This is a genomic window from Limnohabitans sp. JirII-31, from assembly GCF_002778315.1.
In the GTDB taxonomy this organism is placed as follows: domain Bacteria; phylum Pseudomonadota; class Gammaproteobacteria; order Burkholderiales; family Burkholderiaceae_C; genus Limnohabitans.
In genome coordinates this window covers 1-18,805 of record NZ_NESA01000011.1, presented here as the reverse complement: position 1 = coordinate 18,805, position 18,805 = coordinate 1, and the positions used below count along the sequence as shown (strand labels likewise).

Sequence of the window (18,805 nt, the reverse complement as noted above, 5' to 3'; positions counted from 1 at the left end):
CCGCTTGCACGATTGAACAGAACCACCATGCCATGGAATGAATCGCTGCTTGGTCTGCTCACTGCACTGGGCATTGGCTTGCTGATTGGCACCGTGCGTGAGCGTCTGCACAAACCGGGCGTCATGAAAGCAGGTGTGCGCACGCATGCCATCGTGGCACTGCTGGGTGCCATCACCTTCTTGCTGGGCATGTACGCCTTTGTGGTGACCTTGGTCATGGTGGGGGTGATGGTGGCGCTGGGTTACCGCCAGTCTGCCCCCGAAGACCCTGGCATGACCGGTGAGTTCGCGCTGTTGTTAACCGCTGCGCTGTCGGGCTTGGCCGTCCAGAACGCGCCGTTGGCAGCAGCCACAGGGGTGGTGGTGGCAGGCTTGCTGTTTGTCAAAAAACCGCTGCGCCATTTCAGCCAGGAAGTGCTGAGCGAAAAAGAGCTGGAAGACGCCTTGATGCTGTGCGCTGCCGCGTTGGTGGTGCTCCCGCTGTTGCCCACCGAAGCGGTGGACCCATGGCACGTGCTCAAGCCCTATGCCATGTGGAAGATTGTGGTGTTGATCATGGGCATCGGCATGGTGGGCCACATTGCGATGCGCGCCACCGGTGCGCGGTGGGGGCTGCCGTTGGCCGGATTTTTCTCTGGCTTCATCTCCTCTACCGCCGCTGTGGCTGAGTTTGGACGCAAGGCGACTGACAAGCCCGAACTCACCTCAGCAGCCAGTGCGGCTGCGCTGTTTTCCACGCTGTCTTCGCTGACGCTTTTTTGCTTGGTGCTGGGGGCCACGTCACAGGCTTTGTTGCGCTCAGTGGCTTGGCCCTTGGCTGCGGCGGCGCTCGCTATGGTGTGTGTGGCTGTTTTTCATGCTCGCAAACTGGCACCTGGCAGCGAGTTTCAAATCACAGCCAGTGAACATGCGTTCAAAGTGACGCATGCCTTGCTGATGGCTGTGACCATCAGTGGCGTCACCCTGCTGGCGGCCGGCTTGCGACAGATGTTTGGTGAATCCGGCGTGTTGACCACCGCCGTGTTGGTGGCGCTGGTTGAACTGCACTCAGCAGTGGTCAGCGTGGCACAGCTGGGCGTGCCTGACGGTGTGCAACCCGTCTTCGCACGCTGGGGCGTGATGGCCGTGCTGGCGTCGAGTGTGGTGTCCAAAATTGGCTTGGCCTACCTGAGTGGCGGCAAAGCTTACGGTCACCGAGTGACATCGGGATTGGTGGCACTCTTGGCAGCGGCATTGGTCACCATGAACCTGGCGCCATAAAGGGCCACAGGCTTATTCAAAAGATGCTCAGTGGCCCTCCACCATGACAGGCTGGAGGGTGAACACCTGTGGCTGTGAGCCCTCCACCGTGACCTTGACCCAGTGGTTGGAAGGACTGCCAAAGGTTTGAACACGGGTGAAATTTTTCAACATGCGCAGCGGTGAGTACAAGGGCTTGTCGATCTTGAAAAAATGGTCATCGCCATGCACCAACAACACTTGCCCTGAGAAGCCTTCGGTTTCGGCCACCAGTGCAGACATCCAATGACGATAGCCGGAATACTCCGGCAAGGTGCTTTCATCGAGTGGCCAAGTCTCAGACAAATCGAAGCCTGGGTTGGCTTGAATGACGACCACCACACCTCGTGCCGACTGCGATTTGGCGGTTGCAAAAGCAGCCTTGAGCCATGCGACGTTGGCGTTGTCACGCTCGATGAATTCGGCATTGGCAGCATCGCAATCAGCCTGCGTTCTGGCGCTCTTGTGCGTGCACTCTTTGGGGCTCATCACCAGGTTGTTGTTGCTGCCGGGCACATTCAGACCAACAAACACGATGCCCTGGTACACAAAGCGGGTGTTTTCAGAAAACTGATCGCCCGCTTTGCCTTGCTGCGCCAATCGCATTTTTTTCTGACCCAAACTTTCTGAACTAGCAAAGAAAGTCCGGCGAATCAAAGACAAGCGTTCCAGGGCATTGAACCCTCCGTTGTTGGTGCGGTGGCAGTCCGTCCACTCGTTGTCACCTGGCACATACACCAGCGGTTTGTGCATGGCATTGAAGGTGTTGAGCGTCTGCGTGTACAGCGCGTCATGGCACGTCGAACTGCCGTCTTTGAAGTCGCCATCGAAGATCGAGAACGCGACATCTGACGCATTGATGCTGTCGATCACGGCTTGGGTTTGACGTGCGTCGTTGTTTTTGCCGTAAGGCATGTCGCCCCACAACGCAAATGAAAAATCGGCGGCTGACGCAGCGAATACGGTGCTCAACAGCACAGAGAAAATTGAAAGCTTACGCATGAGGTTTCCAAAGTTAAGGGCGCAGTGTGACGATGCTGCGTGGCAGATTCATGACGGCCAAGGTCTTATAAATTTCATATTTTTGTAGCGCTGTTGTCACAAATGGTTTTGATACTTCGTGCTTGTTTTAACAGCTAACTGTCAAAAGCAAAGATTTTTTATTCACGCGTCTACACCATGAAAAAACAACCATCTTTTCAACTCAAACACGTCACCCGTCTTGTCTCATTGGCTTTGGTAACCCTCAGCGCCAGCCACCTGAGCTTGGCGCAGACCAGCGCCACCGACTTGGGCACCATCGGTGCCAGCACGGCAGCGGGCGCTTTCCGCGAAGAGTCCGTCAAAGGAACCGCCACCGCAGTGGCACCCACGCAAGCCAGCCTGGAAGCCACACAGCCTCAGTCCATCATCACCCGCGAATTCATGGACTTGTCTGTTTCGCCGATTGCCGAATACAGCCGCATCGTCAACATCGCGCCCAGCTTGTCAGGGGACTCAGCCAACGGCCCAGGCTTGAGCGAAACCAAAACCACCTTGCGTGGTTTCAGCGATGACCAATACAACATCACCTTTGATGGCATCCCATGGGGTGACACCAACAACCCGGCCCACCACTCCACCTCCTTCTTCCCCGCCTCGGTGATCGGTGGCGCAGTGGTAGAGCGTGGCCCTGGCAACGCCAGCAATTTGGGCTACGCCACATTCGGTGGCTCTATCAACCTGTTCTCCAAAAAACCAATGGCTGAAGAAAACACCACGGTGTTCACCTCCTTGGGGACTTGGAACACCCAGTTGTATGGCTTCGCGTATGAGACAGGCCGCATGGCTGACAAGGGTGATGCCACGCTGCAACTGAATTACCAAAATCTGTCGTCTGATGGCTATCTGAGCTACAGCGCTGTCAAGAGCCAGAACTATGCGCTGAAATATGAGCGCCCAGTGGGTGATGCATCGTTGATGACCATCTTCTCCACCTACAACCACATCGACTACAACCAACCCGACAGCAACAAGGGCGCCACTCTGACCCAGATTGCAGCGTTTGGTCGCAACTACCAGTTGGACAACGACCCCACCAGCATGAACTACATGGGGTACAACAAAACCAGCAAGGACACCGATTTCAGCTACTTGCGTTTGCGCAGTGATCTCGGCGATGGTTGGAGCACAGACAACTCGCTCTACACCTACGCCTACAACAACCAAACCATGTCGTCGACCACGCCCACGTGGACGGGTACGCTGCCTTTGACCTCTGACCCACGCAAGACAGCCAGCGACGGCACACGCACGGTCACAGCCAACGGCCATATTCCTGGCATTGACAAGCAGAACAAGTACCGCGTGTGGGGCGATATGTTCAAAGCCACACAAAAAATGGAAGAAGGTTTGGCACGCGTTGGCGTTTGGTATGAAACCTCGTCGACCGACCGTCACCAGTACGACCTGGACTTGACCACGGGCGGCTACAACCGCATTGAATCCACAGCCAACGCCAACACGCTGGCCGGCACCAACCGTCCCATCGACAGCGTGAAGTTTGACCAGCAATCGAGCATCAAGTCGATTCAACCCTTCGCCGAGTTCGAATGGGCCGCCACCGACAGCATGACGGTGACCCCAGGTGTGAAGTACGTCAGCATCACACGCTCTGTGAACGCGGCAGTCGAGAACACCAGCCGTGACCTCAACCACAACGCCTCCGTGACGTACAAAACCACGTTGCCGTTCTTGACGATCAACCAAAAAATCAACGCCAGCATGTCGGTGTATGCGCAATACGCCAAGGGTTTTCAAATTCCTGACTTGAACACCTTCTACATCACGGACCCCACCAAAAACAGCACAGACCCACAAAAGTCGACCAACTTGCAGTTGGGCATTGTTGGCAAAACCGATGAGATGACATGGGATGTGGACATCTACCAAATCGACTTCACCAACAAGTTGGTGTCTGTGACATCGGGCACACCTGCTGTGACACAGTACGTCAACGTGGGTGGCGCCACCTACAAAGGCGTTGAAGGTCAGATGGCGCGGGTGTTGGGTGGCGGCTTCTCGCTCTACTTGAATGGTTCGCTCAACAGCGCCAAGGCCAACGACACGGGTGAACAAATTTCAGGTGCACCCAGCATGACAGCTGCCTTGGGCGGTTTGTACAACGCGGGGCCTTGGTCGGGCTCATTGATCTACAAGCGCACAGGCAACGTGCATCAGAAAGACTATGACGCCAGCAAAGCAGCCATCGGTGGTGTGTCGTATTACGACTACTACAAAACAGCCGCTTACGGCAACTTGGATTTAGGCGTGGCGTACACCTTGAAGAACGTGACGCCACAGACCAAGAATTTGAAGCTGCAATTCAACGTGTTTAACTTGACCAACAGCGGCAAGATCACCTCCATCAGCACGGGCTCTACCGTGGCACAAGACACCTACATCTATCAAGCACCACGCAGCATGATGGTGTCACTGAAAGCGGACTTTTAAATATGACGCCCGAGAAGCTGTTTGAACTGGCCAACAACTCGGGCGGCACGCTCTACATCATGTGTGTGCTGCTCTTGGTAGCACTCACTGTGATCATCGAGCGCACGCTCTATTTGTCCAAAATGCAACAAGGTGGCGAAGAACTGATTGGCTTGCTGCAGCACAGTCCGCAGTTGCCAACAGAGCCTTTGCAAGCGTGCCTGGCCAAGCACGCCAAGTTGCCACACATCAGCTTGTTTGAAGCCTCGCTGATTGAACCGCTTGAGTCTGAACGTGACACCTGTGCTGGCCATCTCGAAGAAGCGGTGATGCACGAAGTACCGATGCTGGACCGTTCGCTCTGGGTACTCGACACCGTGATCACGCTGGCCCCTCTGCTGGGCTTGTTTGGCACCATCATCGGCATGTTTGGCGCATTTTCTGTGCTCGGTGATGTACAGAATGCCGCGTCACAGGTCACCGGTGGCATTGCAGAGGCATTGATTGCCACCGCTTTTGGCCTGTTCATCGCCATGGTTGGTTTGGTGTTTTTCAACGGGCTCAGCACCAAGGTGCGCATGATTGTTCATCAGCTAGAAGTCATCAAACTGATGCTGCTCAACCGTCGCTTTGGCACACCCACACCCGCCAATGTGCGTCCCAAGTTAAAAGCAGTCTGACATGCGCTACTTTGAGACGCGCAAGGCGCGCATTGAGATCATTCCAATGATCGACATCATGTTGTTTTTGCTGGTGTTCTTTGCCATGCTGACACTGCGGATGATTCCATCCTCGGGTCAGCTGTCCAAACTGCCCACAAGCAGCACCACCAGCACCTTACCGGCGCCTAAGTTGTTGATTGAGATTCAAGCCAACGGCCAATTGATGGCAGAAGGTTCAAGCCGGACCCTGGACGAAATTCGTGCGTTGATCCAACGTCAAGATGCCAGCAAATTAGCCGTCACGATTGCAGGTGGCGAAGACACATCCATGCAACGGGTGATGGACGTGATTGATGTGGTCAAAACCAGCGGTGTGACACAGGTCGGCTTGGCAGCACGTCATCCCACACGCTGAGCACCAAATAGCCAACGCTTTTATGCTGAACGGATATCAAAAACGCCAATGGCAATCTTTGGCCATGGCACTGGGCGTGGAGTCTGTGTTGATGGTCGGGGTGGTGGGCTGGGCCTTTCAACACCTGCCAGCAGTCCCAACTGAAGTGATTCCCTTGAGCATCGAAGTGCTCATGGACAAACCACCACAAAAGCTGGCTGCACGTGAGCCACCGCCCAAAATCAAAACACCCCCCAGCCCCCAAGCTGTGTCACGCCCACAAGCAGAAACACCACAACCGCTGGCACAACAACCCACAGTGAGCGAGTCTCATGCGGTGCAGCAACAGCTGACAAAAGAAGTCGTACCTGTAGCTCCCGCACACGCGCCGCAGCTTGTGGCACCTGCCGTGGACCCTGCCCTCGCCTACAACGTGAAGCTGGCTGCTGCCGTACAAGCGGCCTTTGAAGTACCGGGCTCTGCCAAAGCTTTGTCATTCAAAGGCAAAGCACGGGTGGAGTTCCATTTGCACGACGGCGTGGCGTCTGCCATTCGTGTGATTCAAAGCAGTGGATTAGGCGCTGTGGATCGGGCAGCTGTGAAGGCAGTAGAAGTTGCCAAGTTCCCCTTACCGCCCGCTGAGTTGAAAAACAAAGAAGGCACGTACCAAATCTGGGTGGCGTGCTTTTAAGCGATCAACCAGTAGCCCAAGCCAAGCCCACACAAGACCCACAGCAACACGATGACCGCCGCAGCGGCACGGCTGCTGGGTTTGGTGTCGAGTTCAAGGGCTTTGGCACGGTTGGATTGCAAGACGTCTGAAGGCGTCAGCTTGATGATCAGCGCAATGCCCAGAGGCAAAAGGATGATGTCATCCAAGAATCCCAAGACAGGAATGAAGTCAGGGATCAAATCAATGGGGCTGAGGGCGTAGGCCGCCACCAACAAGGCCAGTGCTTTGACATGTGCAGGCGTGCGGGGGTCACGCGCAATCAGGTAGACCGTCATGACGTCTTGCTTGATCAGGCGCGCGAGCTTGCGCCATCGTTCCAACATGCTTCAAAACTCGGCGTGAAAGCGGGCTGCGTAAACGTTGATCGGCCCACGGTCTGCGTTGTAGGCGGGGTTTTGCACCCGTTGGTAGTCGGCGGTCAGCCAGGTGCCCCGGGTCATGGCAAAGCTGTAGAAGGCTTCCAGAATCATCTCGGGGCGGTAATGGGTCAACGCTGCGCCGTCGCCAATGAAGAACGAGGTGCCACCCGCCGCCAAGAAGGCACGTCGGTCGTTGGACAAGGTGTTGCGCATCCAGGCCACACCCACCGCATCGTCGGCACGTCCCCACAAACCACCTTTGAACACCAAGCCCGTGGACAAAGAACCGTCGACTTCGGTGAAGGCTTGGGTTTCGGTGCGGCCATCGGCTTTCATCACGCGCAAAAAGTAACCCACGCCAGGTTGGACGGTTTGCTCGACGTTGAAGCCCAAACCGTATTTGGTTTTTTCTTCTTTGCGCGTCTGCACCAAGGCCGTGGGGTCGTTGTAGGTGCCGGGGTTTTGCAACTGCCATTGGGTGGCATCGTTGAAGCTGGCCAGCACGCCACGGTTGCGCCATGCCAGCACACGCCATTTGCCGGGCTGCCCCCACAAGGTGTGGGCGCGCTCTAATTCGACTTGGTCGCCATAGTGGCGCGCGAGCGCAAAGTCCACAGGCTGTCCATTGGGCGTGGTGGGTGCCGTCATGCGGCCAAAGCGCAGCACCCAGTCGTCTTGGTACCACTCACCGGCAAAGCCCCACCCAAAACCTCGGGCGTCTGCCGCATAGTCATATGCGGCGTAGGTCCAGTTGCCCCAGTTCATGAATTGGGTACGCGGGTCTTTGGCGTAGGCGTTGTCGTCAAACACATCCAAGGTGGAGAAGTTGCCAACGGTCAACACAAAACGGTTTTTATCGACCGTGCCAGCCATTTGGTTGAAGTCGGCCTCGACCGTTTCTTGCCCGCCCCCATGGCCCCAGGTTTGGCGCACAAACAAGCGCTGTCTGTAGACCTTGGGGTTGCTGCCGCCAGCACGGGTGATTTCACCGTTGGTGAAGCCGCCCATACCGACCAAGTTGCCAGAGAACGGCACGCCCTGCGTGATCTCGGGGTTGAAATACAGCTCGCCGTCTTGCCATGGACGAAACCCCCAGTGCGCGGTGGCACTGAAGGTGTACATCTTTTCAGCTGACGGCTGAATGCTGTTGGCACCGCTGTGGCTGGCATTGAAGGCACCGTGGTGCTGCCAGTTGTAGGTCAGCTGGTAACGGGCGGTTTGGTCTTCGGTGTCTGGCGTGTCAGCCCAGCAGGTGCCAACAGTGGCCACACCTGCAAGGCAAGCAGCAAAGTACAGATAAGAAAAACGCATCAGGCCATTGTATGAAGGGGGTCAGCTGCCAACCACGCCACCGTCTTTGCGACGGATGGCAATGATGGAAGAACGTGGCACGGCTTGGCCACCTTGCGGAAAGTGCGAAGGCTTGCGCGCCTCGCCTGGATGTTGAATGCCCACAAACATCGTGGCGTTGTCTGGGGCAAAGCAGATGCCCGTGATTTCGCAAGCCACCGGCCCCACCAAAAAGCGCTTGATCTCACCCGTGACTGGGTTGGCACACAACATTTGGTTATTGCCCATGCCCGCAAAAGCATTGGCGTTGCTGTAATCGCCATCGGTTTGAATCCACAAGCGCCCGTCTTTGTCAAAGCTCAAACCATCGGGGCTGTTGAACAGGTTGTCGGCGTTGACGTTGGGCGTGCCCGCCATCAGGTCGCGGTGCAAGGTGGGATTGCCGGCCAGCACAAAGATGTCCCATTGAAAGGTCGGCGCGGTGTGCAGCCCTTGGTCTGGGGTCCAACGCACGATTTGCCCGTACACGTTTTTGGCACGGGGGTTGGGGCCATTGAGCGCTTGGTTGGGTTTGACGCCACGGTCGGTGTTGTTGGTCAAGGTCACATACACCTCGGCCCTGCTGGGGTGAGCGGCAATCCACTCGGGGCGGTCCATGGTGGTGGCACCCACCACGGTAGCGGCCAAGCGTGCGTGGATGAGCACTTCGGCTTGGTCTTTGAAACCGTTCTCGGGCGTCAACCCGTTCTTGCCGTGGGTCAATTCCAACCACTCACCTTGGCCTGAGAGCTTGCCCTCCGCTGCGGTGAAACGCGCCACATACAGGGTGCCTTCGTCGAGCAGCTGGCGGTTGGCGGCGGCGTTTTGAGGATCGAAAGTCTTGGCTGAGACAAATTTGTAAATGTGTTCGCCACGTTCGTCGTCACCCATGTAGACCACCACTCGGCCATCTGCACTGAGCACGACTTCGGCGTTCTCGTGTTTGAAACGACCCAGGGCCGTGCGCTTGGTGGGCGTGCTGTGGGGGTTCATGGGGTCGATCTCGACCACCCAACCAAAGCGGTTGGGCTCGTTGGGGTTTTGGCCCAGGTCAAAACGACCATCGAAGGGGTGCCAGTTGTAGCCCGCATCTTTGGCGGCAATGCCATAGCGTTTGAAAGCGACGTTGTCAGGCAGTTTGTCGGCACTGCCGAAGTAACCGTTGAAGTTTTCTTCGCAGGTCAGATAGGTGCCCCAGGGGGTGCGGCCATTGGCGCAGTTGTTGAAAGTGCCCAGGGCCACGGTACCGGTGGGGTCGGCAGAAGTTTTGAGCCAAGGATGGCCCGCGGCTGGGCCACTCAGGCGCATCTCGGTGTTGGCCGTGATGCGACGGTTCAAAGGGGCGTTGGGCACTGGCTGCCAGGTGCCCGCTTGGCGACGCACTTCAAACACGGTCACGCCATGCGCGGCTTGCGCTTTGCGCGCGTCGTCAATGCTGGCACAGCGCCCGTGAGGAAACAGGTGTTCGTAGTTGGTGTATTCGTTGTTGACGGCAATCACGCCATGGTCTTTGCCCAAGCTGAAAAAGCTCATGCCATCGTTGTTGTCCCCCATGGCCAGGCTCTGGCTCAAGGCGGTGCCACGGGTGGCGTGGTCAAAGGGGGTGCCACCGGGCAACAAAGGGTCCCCCCAAGATGAGAGCACGCGCCATTGGTAACCCTCTGGCACGGTCACGGTATCTGCCGAGTTGGCCGCGATGGGTTTGAAGCCAATGCGTGGGCCTTGGGCTGTCTGTGTGGCCGTACCCTGAGCGTGTGCCGCGCCTCCCAAAAACGCACCCAAGCCCAAGCCCGCCGAAGCACCTAAGAACTGTCGGCGTGCCATGAGTGAGTCGGTCAACTTGGCGAAGTCACTGTCTGTTGCACGGGGATGGTTGGCTTGATCGTTCAGGTCAAAGATGTTCATGGCTGTTTTTTTCTGGAGGAGAATTCGCCAATGTAGGGTTGCGATATGACAGTCCCATGACATGAATGTGTCACATAAATTACCTAGGATCGTTCTTCATGAACCACGGCACCCTTCTTGCAGCCATTGACTTGGGCTCGAACAGTTTTCGACTTGAGATTGGACGCTACGACCACGGTCAAATCGACCGCATTGAATACCTCAAAGAAACCGTGCGCCAGGGCAATGGCCTGGACGAAGAACGCAACTTGACGCAAGAAGCCATGCAAAGAGGCTGGGACTGCTTGGCCCGCTTCGCCGAGCGCTTGTCGGGTTTCAAAAAATCCCAAGTCCGTGCTGTGGCCACGCAAACGCTGCGTGAGGCCAAAAACCGCGATGTGTTCCTCAAACGGGGCTGCGAGATTTTGGGTTTTCCGATTGAGGTGATTGCCGGCACCGAAGAGGCGCGCTTGATTTACCAGGGCGTGTCGCACTTGCTGCCACACAGCCAGGAGCGACGCTTGGTGGTGGACATTGGAGGGCGCTCGACCGAAATTATTTTGGGTGCAGGCACACAAGCCACCGAAACCGCGTCGTTTCATGTGGGCAGTGTGGCTTGGTCGATGGCGTATTTCCCGAACGGCGAGTTCACAGAACAAACGTTCTACCGTGCCGAAATTGCAGCACAAGCTGTGCTGGAAGAAGCCCTGAACCAATACCCGCGCAACCAATGGGACACCGCCTATGGCGCTTCAGGCACCGTGGGCGCTGTGGCAGATATTTTGCGAATTGCCGGCTGGCCTGACGGGCAAATCAGCAGGGAAGGCTTGAACTGGTTGGTCAAGTGCTTGCTGCGTGCAGGCCAGGCTGAACGCGTTCGATTGGAAGGCCTGAAAGAAGACCGCCGCGCCGTGATTGGTGGCGGCGTGAGTGTGCTGCGGGCCTTGATGGAGTTACTCAAGATCAGCACCCTGCATGTGGCGCAGGGTGCCTTGCGGCATGGTGTGTTGTTTGACATGGTGGAGCGTGAAGACGAAACGTCTGATGCACGCGATGTGTCTGTGCAACGCCTGGCGCAGAAGTTTGTGGTGGATGCAGCGCAAAGCCAACGGGTGAGGCAGGTATCGGCCCACCTGTTTCGCAAGATCGACCCCGTGGCAGGCTCTCTGCCGTCGCCCGCGCTGCGCAAATTGAGCTGGGCCGCCACGTTGCATGAAGTGGGTATCGCCATCTCGCACAGCGACTACCACAAGCATGGTGCTTACATTTTGGACAATGCCGACATGTTGGGCTTTAGCATGCCAGAGCTTCACCGCTTAGGACTGTTGGTGCTGGGGCAACGCGGCAAGTTGAAAAAACTCGATATCGAAATTGAGTCACCCGAGTTCTCGAAACTGCTGTTGGTGTTACGGCTGGCCATCATCTTGTGCCACGCCCGCAAAGACCCTGAGCTGCAAGGTCTGGCCTTGAGCTGCCACGAGGGCAAACGAAACTTTAACCTTCATGCGAGTGCTGCTTGGGCAGTGCAGCACCCGCAATCGGCACACCTGTTGCGACAAGAGTCTGCTGCTTGGCAAAAAACATCGTGGTCGTTTGATTTCGTGACAACTTGACGAATGTTTGATGACAGACATAAAAGTGTAAACAATTTATACTGTTTACACTTTTAACTCCTCAAGGACTCTGTGCATGGCCACGACTCAAAAAACCACCGCCAAAACTGCTACCAAAACCGCCACAAAACCTGCACCTACTGCCGTCAAAAAAGTGGTCCTGAAAAAACCAGCGGTCACACCCACGCCTCAGGCAGCGCCACACAAAGCCATGAAGCCTGTGAGCGCCAAAAAACCTGTCGCAACAAAACAAGCGGCTGTGGCACCTCAAGCGGCCAAGCCCGTCAAACCTGCCAAAGTGAAAAAACCAAAAATGGTGCGTGACAGCTTCACCATGCCCAAAGACGAATACGTGGTGATCGACAGCTTGAAAGTGCGCAGTGGCAAGCTCGGTCAATCGGTCAAGAAAAGCGAGTTGCTGCGTGCAGGCATCAAGGCACTGGCTGCCATGAGTGACATTCAGTTCAAAGCGGCGTTGAGCAATGTGCCGACCATCAAGACCGGTCGTCCCACGCACGCGAAATAAGGTCGGGACTGGCCACGGTCATCAACACCGTTTGCAGCTGCTCCTCGCGCATGCGAGCGCGCAACCACCAGACGGCGCCCTTGCGCACAGGACAAACGGCCTCGTTCATGCCTAGCAAACGAGACACAATCTGTCCCAAGTAGGGCTGATGGCCCACCACCAACACCGAGCCTTTGCCCTGCGGGCCTGTGTCGGGGTGCCACTTCACCAAGTCCAACACGTCTTCAGGTGTGCTCTCTGGCACCAACTCGTCACGTAACTTGTACTTACGGCCCAGGGCTTGCGCTGTTTGCTCGGTGCGTCTGGCTGGGCTGACCAACACACGCGTGCCCTCAGGCAAATGGCGGTCTAACCACACCGCCATGCGTGTGGCCTGACGCTCGCCTTTGGGGGTGAGTTGACGCGACAGATCGTCGCCTCCCTCAGCAGCCACTTCGGCTTCTGCATGACGCCACAAAATCAAATCCATCGCGGACTCTCCTTAGGGTTTGGCTGAGTACAGATCCATCAATGCCGCCTGTGCACCATGCAAAGGTTTAGGTTTGGCTGCCCGCGACTTGGGCGCGACCACTCGGGTGTAGTGACCATCGGCATTGAGCGTCCAGGCATCGACGTTGTCTTGCAAGTAGGCCACCAAGCACTCATCCACAATGCGTTGGCGCAATGCGGGGTCTTCCACGGGCCAGGCCAGCTCGACACGGCGCAACATGTTGCGGTTCATCCAGTCAGCACTGGACAAATACAAGGACTCCACCTCGCCGCTGCGGAAATAAAACACACGCGAATGCTCCAAGAAGCGTCCAATGATGGAGCGCACCCGGATGTTCTCGCTCACGCCTGGGCGTTGTGCAGGCAGCATGCAGGCACCACGCACGATCAGGTCAATGTCGACACCGGCCAGACCCGCACGCAGCAAAGACTCCATGAGTTTTTCGTCGGTGAGGGTGTTCATCTTCAGCACAATGCGGCATGGCAAACCACCCGCTGCCGCTTGTGCAGTTTTGTCCACCATGTCGATGAGGTTGCGCTGCAAATAAAACGGTGCCAGCCAAAGTTTGTTCAAGCGCGGAATTTTGCTTTGGTTGGCCAACAAGTTGAAGACGTTTTCGATGTCTTGGGTCAGCTTGGGGTCGCAGGTCAAATGGCTCAAGTCGGTGTAGAGCTTGGCCGTTCTGGGGTTGTAGTTGCCAGTGGACAAATGGGCATAGCGGCGGATGCTGCGTCCCTCGCGGCGAGACACCAACAGCATCTTCGCGTGAGTTTTCAAACCCACCACGCCGTAGACCACTTGTGCCCCGATGTATTCGAGCTTCTCGGCCCAGTTGATGTTGGCCTCTTCGTCAAAACGTGCTTTGAGTTCCACCACCACCGTCACCTCTTTGCCGCGTTGCACGGCTTCACGCAGCAACTCCATCAAGGCAGAGTCGGCACCGGTTCGGTAGATGGTTTGTTTGATGGCCAGCACATCGGGGTCGCGCACGGCCTCACGCAGAAAAGCCAACACACCGTCAAAACTCTCATACGGTTGATGAATCAACACATCGCCTGCTTGAAGCTGGTCAAAAATTGAGGTGGTGGTCGACAGCTGGTGGGGGTAACTGGCGTGATAGGCGGGAAACAGCAAAGCGGGGTTGTCCACCAGATCGATCAGCTGGTTCAAACGCACAAGATTCACCGGACCATGCACGCGATACAGCGCAGAGGGCGGCAACTCGAATTGATGGAGCAAAAAGTCTGACAGGTACTCTGAGCAACCAGCCGACACTTCCAAGCGCACCGCTTGGCCGTAGTTGCGGTGTACCAAGCCTTGACGCAGAGCGGTGCGCAGGTTCTTCACGTCCTCTTCGTCCACCGCCAAGTCGGAGTGACGGGTGACCCGAAACTGCGAAAACTGTCCGACGTCACGGCCTGGGAACAAGTCTTTCAGGTGCGCGCGGATGACGCTGGAGATCGAGACAAACAGCATGCGTTTGCCAGACAACTTGTCTGGCAAACGAATCAATCGCGGCAGGCTGCGTGGCACTTTGACAATGGCAATTTCGTTGTCACGACCAAAGGCATCACTGCCCGACAAACGCACAATGAAGTTGAGCGATTTGTTGGCCACTTGAGGAAATGGGTGCGCGGGATCTAAACCCACGGGCAGCAACAAAGGCCGCACTTCGCGTTCAAAAAAGGTTTTGACCCAACGGTGCTGTGCCAAGGTGCGCTCGCCCTGCGACAAGATGCGTACCCCTTCTTTGGCAAAGGCAGGCATCAACACATCGTTGTAGAGCGCGTACTGCTCGTCCACCAACTCGTGAGCCAACTTGCTCAACGAATGCATCGCATACGCCCCTGCCGCATCGGGCGCGGCTTTGGGGTTTGCAACGCTGTGGTGCAAGGCAGCACGCACCTCGAAAAACTCATCGAGGTTGGAAGACACGATGCACAAATAGCGCAAGCGCTCTAACAACGGTACCTCGGGACGCTTGGCCCAATCCAAGACGCGGGCATTGAAGGCCAAGAGACTCAAGTCACGGTCTAGCCAGTGAGAAGCGGTGGAGTGGTCGGTCAATTTATCGTGTGGCGTAGAGGCGAACATAGAAACTATCTGATCAATGTCTGTAGTGTTTCAGCCCCATGTGACAAAACAGTGACAAAACCATGACGTCTTCAGCTTACGCTCTAAGCATTCAACGCACAACCTCGCCAATCACAAGAGACAACTGCTGGCGAAGATCGTCTAAACCATGCACGGTCAACGCTTGGTCACCGTGAATCAGAACGTACTCTGCACGGTTGGGGGGAAATCCGATGTGCAATTGCTTGTTGCGTAGATTGCCGCAAGACACACTCAGTCTGGGCTCTTGGTGTGCGAAGTTATTGCTCATGGCAAGGGATGCTGAATTCACCAAACTTGGCAGCACCGCGTCGCGAATGGTCATGTAATCTGAATGGCGTCCTGTGCTTCGCAAAAAACTCTCAAATACTGGGTCGCTGAGCTGATTGGCATGAAAGCAAGGCCTGCGTGCAATCGGCACCAAGTTGTTTTCAAACAAACGTGTCGCCTCTTGCCAGCTAAAAGCCAAAGCCTGCAATCTGGCTTCTGAGCGGGGAATGCGCAAAGCTTCAAGGCTGGCAAGTGCCAGGTCGTCGGCCAACACGCCGCCACGACGTTTGAGTGGCGGTTGGTCATGCTCAGGCAAGACCTCCAAGGGCCCGTCCACCGGATAAGCGGCAACAGGTGTGCCGCATGCCATGGCTTCGAGCATCACCAGGCCAAAGGTTTCGTGACGGCTTGGAAAGGTGAACACATCGGCGGCGGCATACACGCCCGCCAACACGTCACGTGACAACACACCTAACCAACGCACACCGTCGTAGCGTGACTTCAGCGCAAGCTCTAACGGCCCGACACCGCAAACCACTTTGCTGCCATGCCAGGGCATGTCCAAAAAGGCATCGATATTTTTCTCATACGACACACGCCCCACATACAAGGCGATGGGACGCGTCAAGCCTGCCAACAGGTCGTGGTTGCGTGCTTGCGGCGAAAACTCAAACAACTGGGTATCGACGCCGTGGGTCCAAGTGCGCAGTTTTCTGAAGCCTTTGCCGTCCAGCAAGCGCATCACGCCCTGTGTGGGCACCATCACACCTGACGAGGGGCGGTGAAAGTGCCGAAACAAGGCGTAGCCCGCCCACAAAGGCACGCGCAATGCGGCCTTGAGGATTTCGGGGAAACGGGTGTGGTAGGCCGTGGTGAAAGGCAAGTGATGCCGCAAGCAATAGCGCCGTGCAGCCCAGCCCAATGGGCCTTCGGTGGCGATATGGATGGCCTCCGGCACGAACGCATCCAAACGCTGTTTGACGCCCGCGTAGGGGCGCACAGCCAAGTCGATGCCAGCATAGCCAGGGCAAGGACGGGTGGTGAACAAGCCAGGATGGATCACTTCGACGGTGTGACCCGCGTCACACAGTTGGTCCACCAGTTCCACCAAGGTGGTGACCACTCCGTTGATTTGTGGGCGCCAGGCGTCGGTGATGAGCGCGATCTTCATGCGACCTTCATCACGGGTGCGTTGCTGGCAGGCATGTGGGCACGCCAGTGCAACAGTTCGAGCTGTCCACTGACAGTTTCTACCAAGGCGCTGCGGCTTTCCACCCAATCGCCATCGTTGCAATAGAGCACACCATTGACATCGCGAATCTCTGCACGGTGGATGTGCCCACACACCACCCCTTGGTACCCTTTTTTGGCGGCCTCATGGGCCACGGCATTTTCAAAGTCAGTGACGTAGTTCAAGGCTTTTTTGACCTTGTGCTTGAGGTACGCCGACAAGGACCAATACGGCAGACCTAAGCGACCTCTGAGGTTGTTGAGGTAGCGGTTGAGCTTGAGGGTGAATTCGTACAAGTGGTCTCCCACATAGGCCAGCCACTTGGCTTGTTGCACCACGGCATCAAAGTAGTCCCCATGGATGACCCACAACTTGCGGCCATCGCGCATCTGGTGAACCGCTTCATCGTTGACCACGATGCCGCCAAATTGATGGCCCAAGAAATGGCGCGCGAACTCGTCGTGGTTGCCAGGCACATACACCACACGGCAGCCTTTGCGCGCTTTGCGCAGCAGCTTTTGGATCACATCGTTGTGCGCCTGCGGCCAATACCATTTACGGCGCAACTGCCAACCGTCCACGATGTCACCCACCAAATACAAATAGTCGCTTGTGTGCTCTTTCAAAAAATCTAGCAAGGCATCGGCCTGGCAGCCAGGTGTGCCCAAATGCAAATCAGAAATGAAGACGGCGCGGTAGTGCATCAAGCACCCAAGAAATGTTTGCGATAGCGTGCTGGCATGTCGTTGATCTTCATCAGCATGGGCAAGTCGGCGGTGTTGAAGTCGGGGTCCCAGGCCGGTGCGCCCAACACTTTGGCTCCCAGGCGCAAATAGCCTTTGATCAACGCAGGGGGTTCAAACGCTGTGCTGACTTCCCAGTTGTCCAAAGGCAGGGCCAAACGAGGACGCACCTGGTATTCGATATCGGCCAAATGGGTGTGTTTGAGTTGGTGCCAAATGCTGGCGGCCACTTCACCGCTGACCACACCTTGATGCAGCATGGGAATGCTGGCACAGCCAATCATGACGTCGAGCTTGTTGCGCACCATGAACTCGGCCAGGGCACCCCACAAGGCCATGATCACGCCGCCATGGCGGTGCGCTGGATGCACGCAGCTGCGGCCCAGCTCCACCATGCGTTCGCGGTAGGCACGCAAACGGGTCAAGTCAAATTCCAAATCCGAATAAGTGCTGCCAATGCGTTTGGCTTGCGCGGGAGTGAGCACACGGTAGGTGCCGATGACTTGTTGGCTCACATCGTCACGGATGATGAGGTGCTCACAAAAGTCATCGAACAAATCGATGTCGTGGCCGGGGATGCTGTCTTTCAAGCGTGCGCCCATTTCGGTGGCGAAGACGCTGTAGCGCAAGCGCTGGGCCTCACGCACCTCGTCTTGGTGCTTGGCCCACTGAACGATCAAACCGCCACGGTCTTTGTCGGCTTGCGGCGAGACAGGAGTTTTTTGAGTTTCAAGATCGTGTCGATGAAGTGACCCCCTGGGTAAATCGATCATCGACAACGGCATGGTGGGGTTGGGCAGTTCTTTCATCTGGCGTCCTTGTGTCGTTGAGATAGGTTGAAGTCTGTGATTTCTGATGACCTGATTTTTGAAACCTCACGTGACGCAACCAAGACGAAACGATGAAGATTTGGTGACAAGCCACCAGAGCCTTCACCGATTTGTCACACAGCACACCTAAGCTTGGTAGCCACTATGTTGACCAAGTACGCCCGCCTCCTTTGTTCCTTTGTGCAAGCTTTTTGGATCTTGTGGGTGCACTTTCCGAGCTTGGACCGTGACGAGAAGTTGACCGAGATTCAAAACTGGTCGCAACGCACGCTGCGCATCATGGGCGTGAACGTGCGTCTGAACGCCGGGCTTGAACACACATCACCCAACAACACGCCTCAGTTGCTGGTGGCCAACCATGTGTCTTGGCTGGATGTGTTGGTGATTCAGTCGCTGCAGCCCAGCGTGTTCGTGGCGAAAAAAGAAGTGCGTGCCTGGCCCGTCGTGGGCGCGATTGCCCAAGCCTGCGAGGTGGTGTTTGTGGATCGCGGCTCGCCCAGCTCTGCGCGCCAAATGGTGGAGGACGTGACCGATGCCTTGACACGCGGCTATCGGGTGGCCGGGTTTCCAGAGGGCACGAGCAGCGAAGGCCATGAGGTGCGTTTGTTTCATGCCAATTTGTTTGAGGCAGCAATTGACCGCGGCGTGGAGGTGCAACCGATCGCTCTGCGCTACATCAACGCAACCACAGGGGCACACTGCCAAGTGGCAGCGTTTGTAGGGGAGATTGGCTTTGTGGCGTCGCTGCACAAGGTGATGTGCGCGCCCTCCATCACCGTGAGCCTGCACATCGGCGCTCCCCTCTCACCACAGGGGCACTCACGCCGAACATTGGCGCATTTGTCGCATCGCAGCGTGAGCACACAACTCAACGCATTGG

The 18,805-nt window shown here is 56.6% G+C and carries 16 protein-coding genes and 1 pseudogene; 8 read left to right on the top strand and 9 right to left on the bottom strand.

Annotated features, from left to right (window positions below; translation table 11 throughout):
- Positions 1-27 precede the first annotated feature (27 nt).
- A complete protein-coding gene (locus tag B9Z41_RS13345) occupies positions 28-1,260 on the top strand; it encodes a DUF4010 domain-containing protein (protein WP_100147573.1) in 1,233 nt (410 codons plus the stop codon).
- A gap of 27 nt (positions 1,261-1,287) precedes the next feature.
- Here B9Z41_RS13345 and B9Z41_RS13340 read toward each other — a convergent pair whose 3' ends face one another.
- Complete coding sequence (locus B9Z41_RS13340) at positions 1,288-2,280, bottom strand: hypothetical protein (protein WP_100147572.1); 993 nt, start codon at positions 2,278-2,280, stop codon at positions 1,288-1,290.
- A gap of 177 nt (positions 2,281-2,457) precedes the next feature.
- Here B9Z41_RS13340 and B9Z41_RS13335 point away from each other — a divergent pair, with 177 nt between their 5' ends.
- From B9Z41_RS13335 to B9Z41_RS13320, 4 genes are read left to right on the top strand one after another with little or no spacing between them, the layout of a single operon-like run.
- On the top strand, positions 2,458-4,770 hold the full coding sequence (locus tag B9Z41_RS13335) for a TonB-dependent receptor (RefSeq protein ID WP_100147571.1): 2,313 nt from the start codon (positions 2,458-2,460) through the stop codon (positions 4,768-4,770).
- A gap of 2 nt (positions 4,771-4,772) precedes the next feature.
- Positions 4,773-5,429, top strand: a complete 657-nt coding sequence (locus B9Z41_RS13330) for a MotA/TolQ/ExbB proton channel family protein (RefSeq protein WP_100147570.1) — start codon at positions 4,773-4,775, stop codon at positions 5,427-5,429.
- 1 nt (position 5,430) lies between these two features.
- Complete coding sequence (locus B9Z41_RS13325) at positions 5,431-5,826, top strand: biopolymer transporter ExbD (protein WP_100147569.1); 396 nt, start codon at positions 5,431-5,433, stop codon at positions 5,824-5,826.
- Between the two features lie 22 nt (positions 5,827-5,848).
- Complete coding sequence (locus B9Z41_RS13320; RefSeq protein ID WP_100147568.1) at positions 5,849-6,496, top strand: TonB family protein; 648 nt, start codon at positions 5,849-5,851, stop codon at positions 6,494-6,496.
- Here B9Z41_RS13320 and B9Z41_RS13315 read toward each other — a convergent pair.
- Genes B9Z41_RS13315 through B9Z41_RS13305 form a run of 3 tightly spaced genes read right to left on the bottom strand, consistent with a single transcriptional unit; the run spans position 6,493 to position 10,131 of the window.
- Positions 6,493-6,861, bottom strand: coding sequence for a YkvA family protein (locus tag B9Z41_RS13315; RefSeq protein WP_100147567.1), 369 nt, complete (start codon positions 6,859-6,861; stop codon positions 6,493-6,495). The genes B9Z41_RS13320 and B9Z41_RS13315 overlap by 4 nt on opposite strands.
- Positions 6,862-6,864: 3 nt before the next feature.
- On the bottom strand, positions 6,865-8,208 hold the full coding sequence (locus B9Z41_RS13310; protein ID WP_100147566.1) for a carbohydrate porin: 1,344 nt from the start codon (positions 8,206-8,208) through the stop codon (positions 6,865-6,867).
- A 21-nt stretch (positions 8,209-8,229) separates the two neighbouring features.
- Positions 8,230-10,131 (bottom strand): PhoX family phosphatase, encoded by a 1,902-nt coding sequence (locus B9Z41_RS13305; protein ID WP_100147565.1) that lies wholly within the window; start codon positions 10,129-10,131, stop codon positions 8,230-8,232.
- 98 nt (positions 10,132-10,229) lie between these two features.
- Here B9Z41_RS13305 and ppx point away from each other — a divergent pair, with 98 nt between their 5' ends.
- Both ppx and B9Z41_RS13295 read left to right on the top strand, forming a co-directional pair.
- Entirely contained in the window at positions 10,230-11,723 is a 1,494-nt protein-coding gene (gene ppx, locus B9Z41_RS13300; RefSeq protein ID WP_100147564.1) for an exopolyphosphatase, read from the top strand.
- A gap of 76 nt (positions 11,724-11,799) precedes the next feature.
- Positions 11,800-12,249, top strand: a complete 450-nt coding sequence (locus tag B9Z41_RS13295) for a hypothetical protein (protein WP_100147563.1) — start codon at positions 11,800-11,802, stop codon at positions 12,247-12,249.
- On the opposite strand, the gene sixA is transcribed toward B9Z41_RS13295, so the two are convergent.
- From sixA to B9Z41_RS13270, 5 genes and pseudogenes are all read right to left on the bottom strand, one after another.
- Positions 12,218-12,718 (bottom strand): phosphohistidine phosphatase SixA, encoded by a 501-nt coding sequence (gene sixA, locus B9Z41_RS13290; protein ID WP_100147562.1) that lies wholly within the window; start codon positions 12,716-12,718, stop codon positions 12,218-12,220. The two genes, B9Z41_RS13295 and sixA, sit on opposite strands and share 32 nt — an antisense overlap.
- 12 nt (positions 12,719-12,730) lie before the next feature.
- Complete coding sequence (gene ppk1, locus B9Z41_RS13285; RefSeq protein ID WP_100147561.1) at positions 12,731-14,833, bottom strand: polyphosphate kinase 1; 2,103 nt, start codon at positions 14,831-14,833, stop codon at positions 12,731-12,733.
- 430 nt (positions 14,834-15,263) lie between these two features.
- Positions 15,264-16,292: pseudogene (locus B9Z41_RS13280) on the bottom strand (glycosyltransferase family 4 protein); the annotation flags it as partial.
- Complete coding sequence (locus tag B9Z41_RS13275; RefSeq protein WP_100147559.1) at positions 16,289-17,056, bottom strand: UDP-2,3-diacylglucosamine diphosphatase; 768 nt, start codon at positions 17,054-17,056, stop codon at positions 16,289-16,291. The gene B9Z41_RS13275 and the pseudogene B9Z41_RS13280, both read right to left, overlap by 4 nt.
- Positions 17,056-17,904, bottom strand: coding sequence for a GNAT family N-acetyltransferase (locus tag B9Z41_RS13270; RefSeq protein WP_100147558.1), 849 nt, complete (start codon positions 17,902-17,904; stop codon positions 17,056-17,058). The genes B9Z41_RS13275 and B9Z41_RS13270 overlap by 1 nt, the downstream gene beginning before the upstream one ends.
- A gap of 165 nt (positions 17,905-18,069) precedes the next feature.
- Here B9Z41_RS13270 and B9Z41_RS13265 point away from each other — a divergent pair.
- The coding region (locus B9Z41_RS13265; RefSeq protein WP_100147557.1) for a 1-acyl-sn-glycerol-3-phosphate acyltransferase at positions 18,070-18,805 on the top strand (736 nt) is incomplete at its 3' end.

Coding starts and splice junctions, on each gene's coding strand:
- B9Z41_RS13345 (WP_100147573.1), top strand. CDS start 28: ATGCCATGGAATGAATCGCTGCTTGGTCTGCTCACTGCACTGGGCATT.
- B9Z41_RS13340 (WP_100147572.1), bottom strand. CDS start 2,280: ATGCGTAAGCTTTCAATTTTCTCTGTGCTGTTGAGCACCGTATTCGCT.
- B9Z41_RS13335 (WP_100147571.1), top strand. CDS start 2,458: ATGAAAAAACAACCATCTTTTCAACTCAAACACGTCACCCGTCTTGTC.
- B9Z41_RS13330 (WP_100147570.1), top strand. CDS start 4,773: ATGACGCCCGAGAAGCTGTTTGAACTGGCCAACAACTCGGGCGGCACG.
- B9Z41_RS13325 (WP_100147569.1), top strand. CDS start 5,431: ATGCGCTACTTTGAGACGCGCAAGGCGCGCATTGAGATCATTCCAATG.
- B9Z41_RS13320 (WP_100147568.1), top strand. CDS start 5,849: ATGCTGAACGGATATCAAAAACGCCAATGGCAATCTTTGGCCATGGCA.
- B9Z41_RS13315 (WP_100147567.1), bottom strand. CDS start 6,861: ATGTTGGAACGATGGCGCAAGCTCGCGCGCCTGATCAAGCAAGACGTC.
- B9Z41_RS13310 (WP_100147566.1), bottom strand. CDS start 8,208: ATGCGTTTTTCTTATCTGTACTTTGCTGCTTGCCTTGCAGGTGTGGCC.
- B9Z41_RS13305 (WP_100147565.1), bottom strand. CDS start 10,131: ATGAACATCTTTGACCTGAACGATCAAGCCAACCATCCCCGTGCAACA.
- ppx (WP_100147564.1), top strand. CDS start 10,230: ATGAACCACGGCACCCTTCTTGCAGCCATTGACTTGGGCTCGAACAGT.
- B9Z41_RS13295 (WP_100147563.1), top strand. CDS start 11,800: ATGGCCACGACTCAAAAAACCACCGCCAAAACTGCTACCAAAACCGCC.
- sixA (WP_100147562.1), bottom strand. CDS start 12,718: ATGGATTTGATTTTGTGGCGTCATGCAGAAGCCGAAGTGGCTGCTGAG.
- ppk1 (WP_100147561.1), bottom strand. CDS start 14,833: ATGTTCGCCTCTACGCCACACGATAAATTGACCGACCACTCCACCGCT.
- B9Z41_RS13275 (WP_100147559.1), bottom strand. CDS start 17,056: ATGCACTACCGCGCCGTCTTCATTTCTGATTTGCATTTGGGCACACCT.
- B9Z41_RS13270 (WP_100147558.1), bottom strand. CDS start 17,904: ATGAAAGAACTGCCCAACCCCACCATGCCGTTGTCGATGATCGATTTA.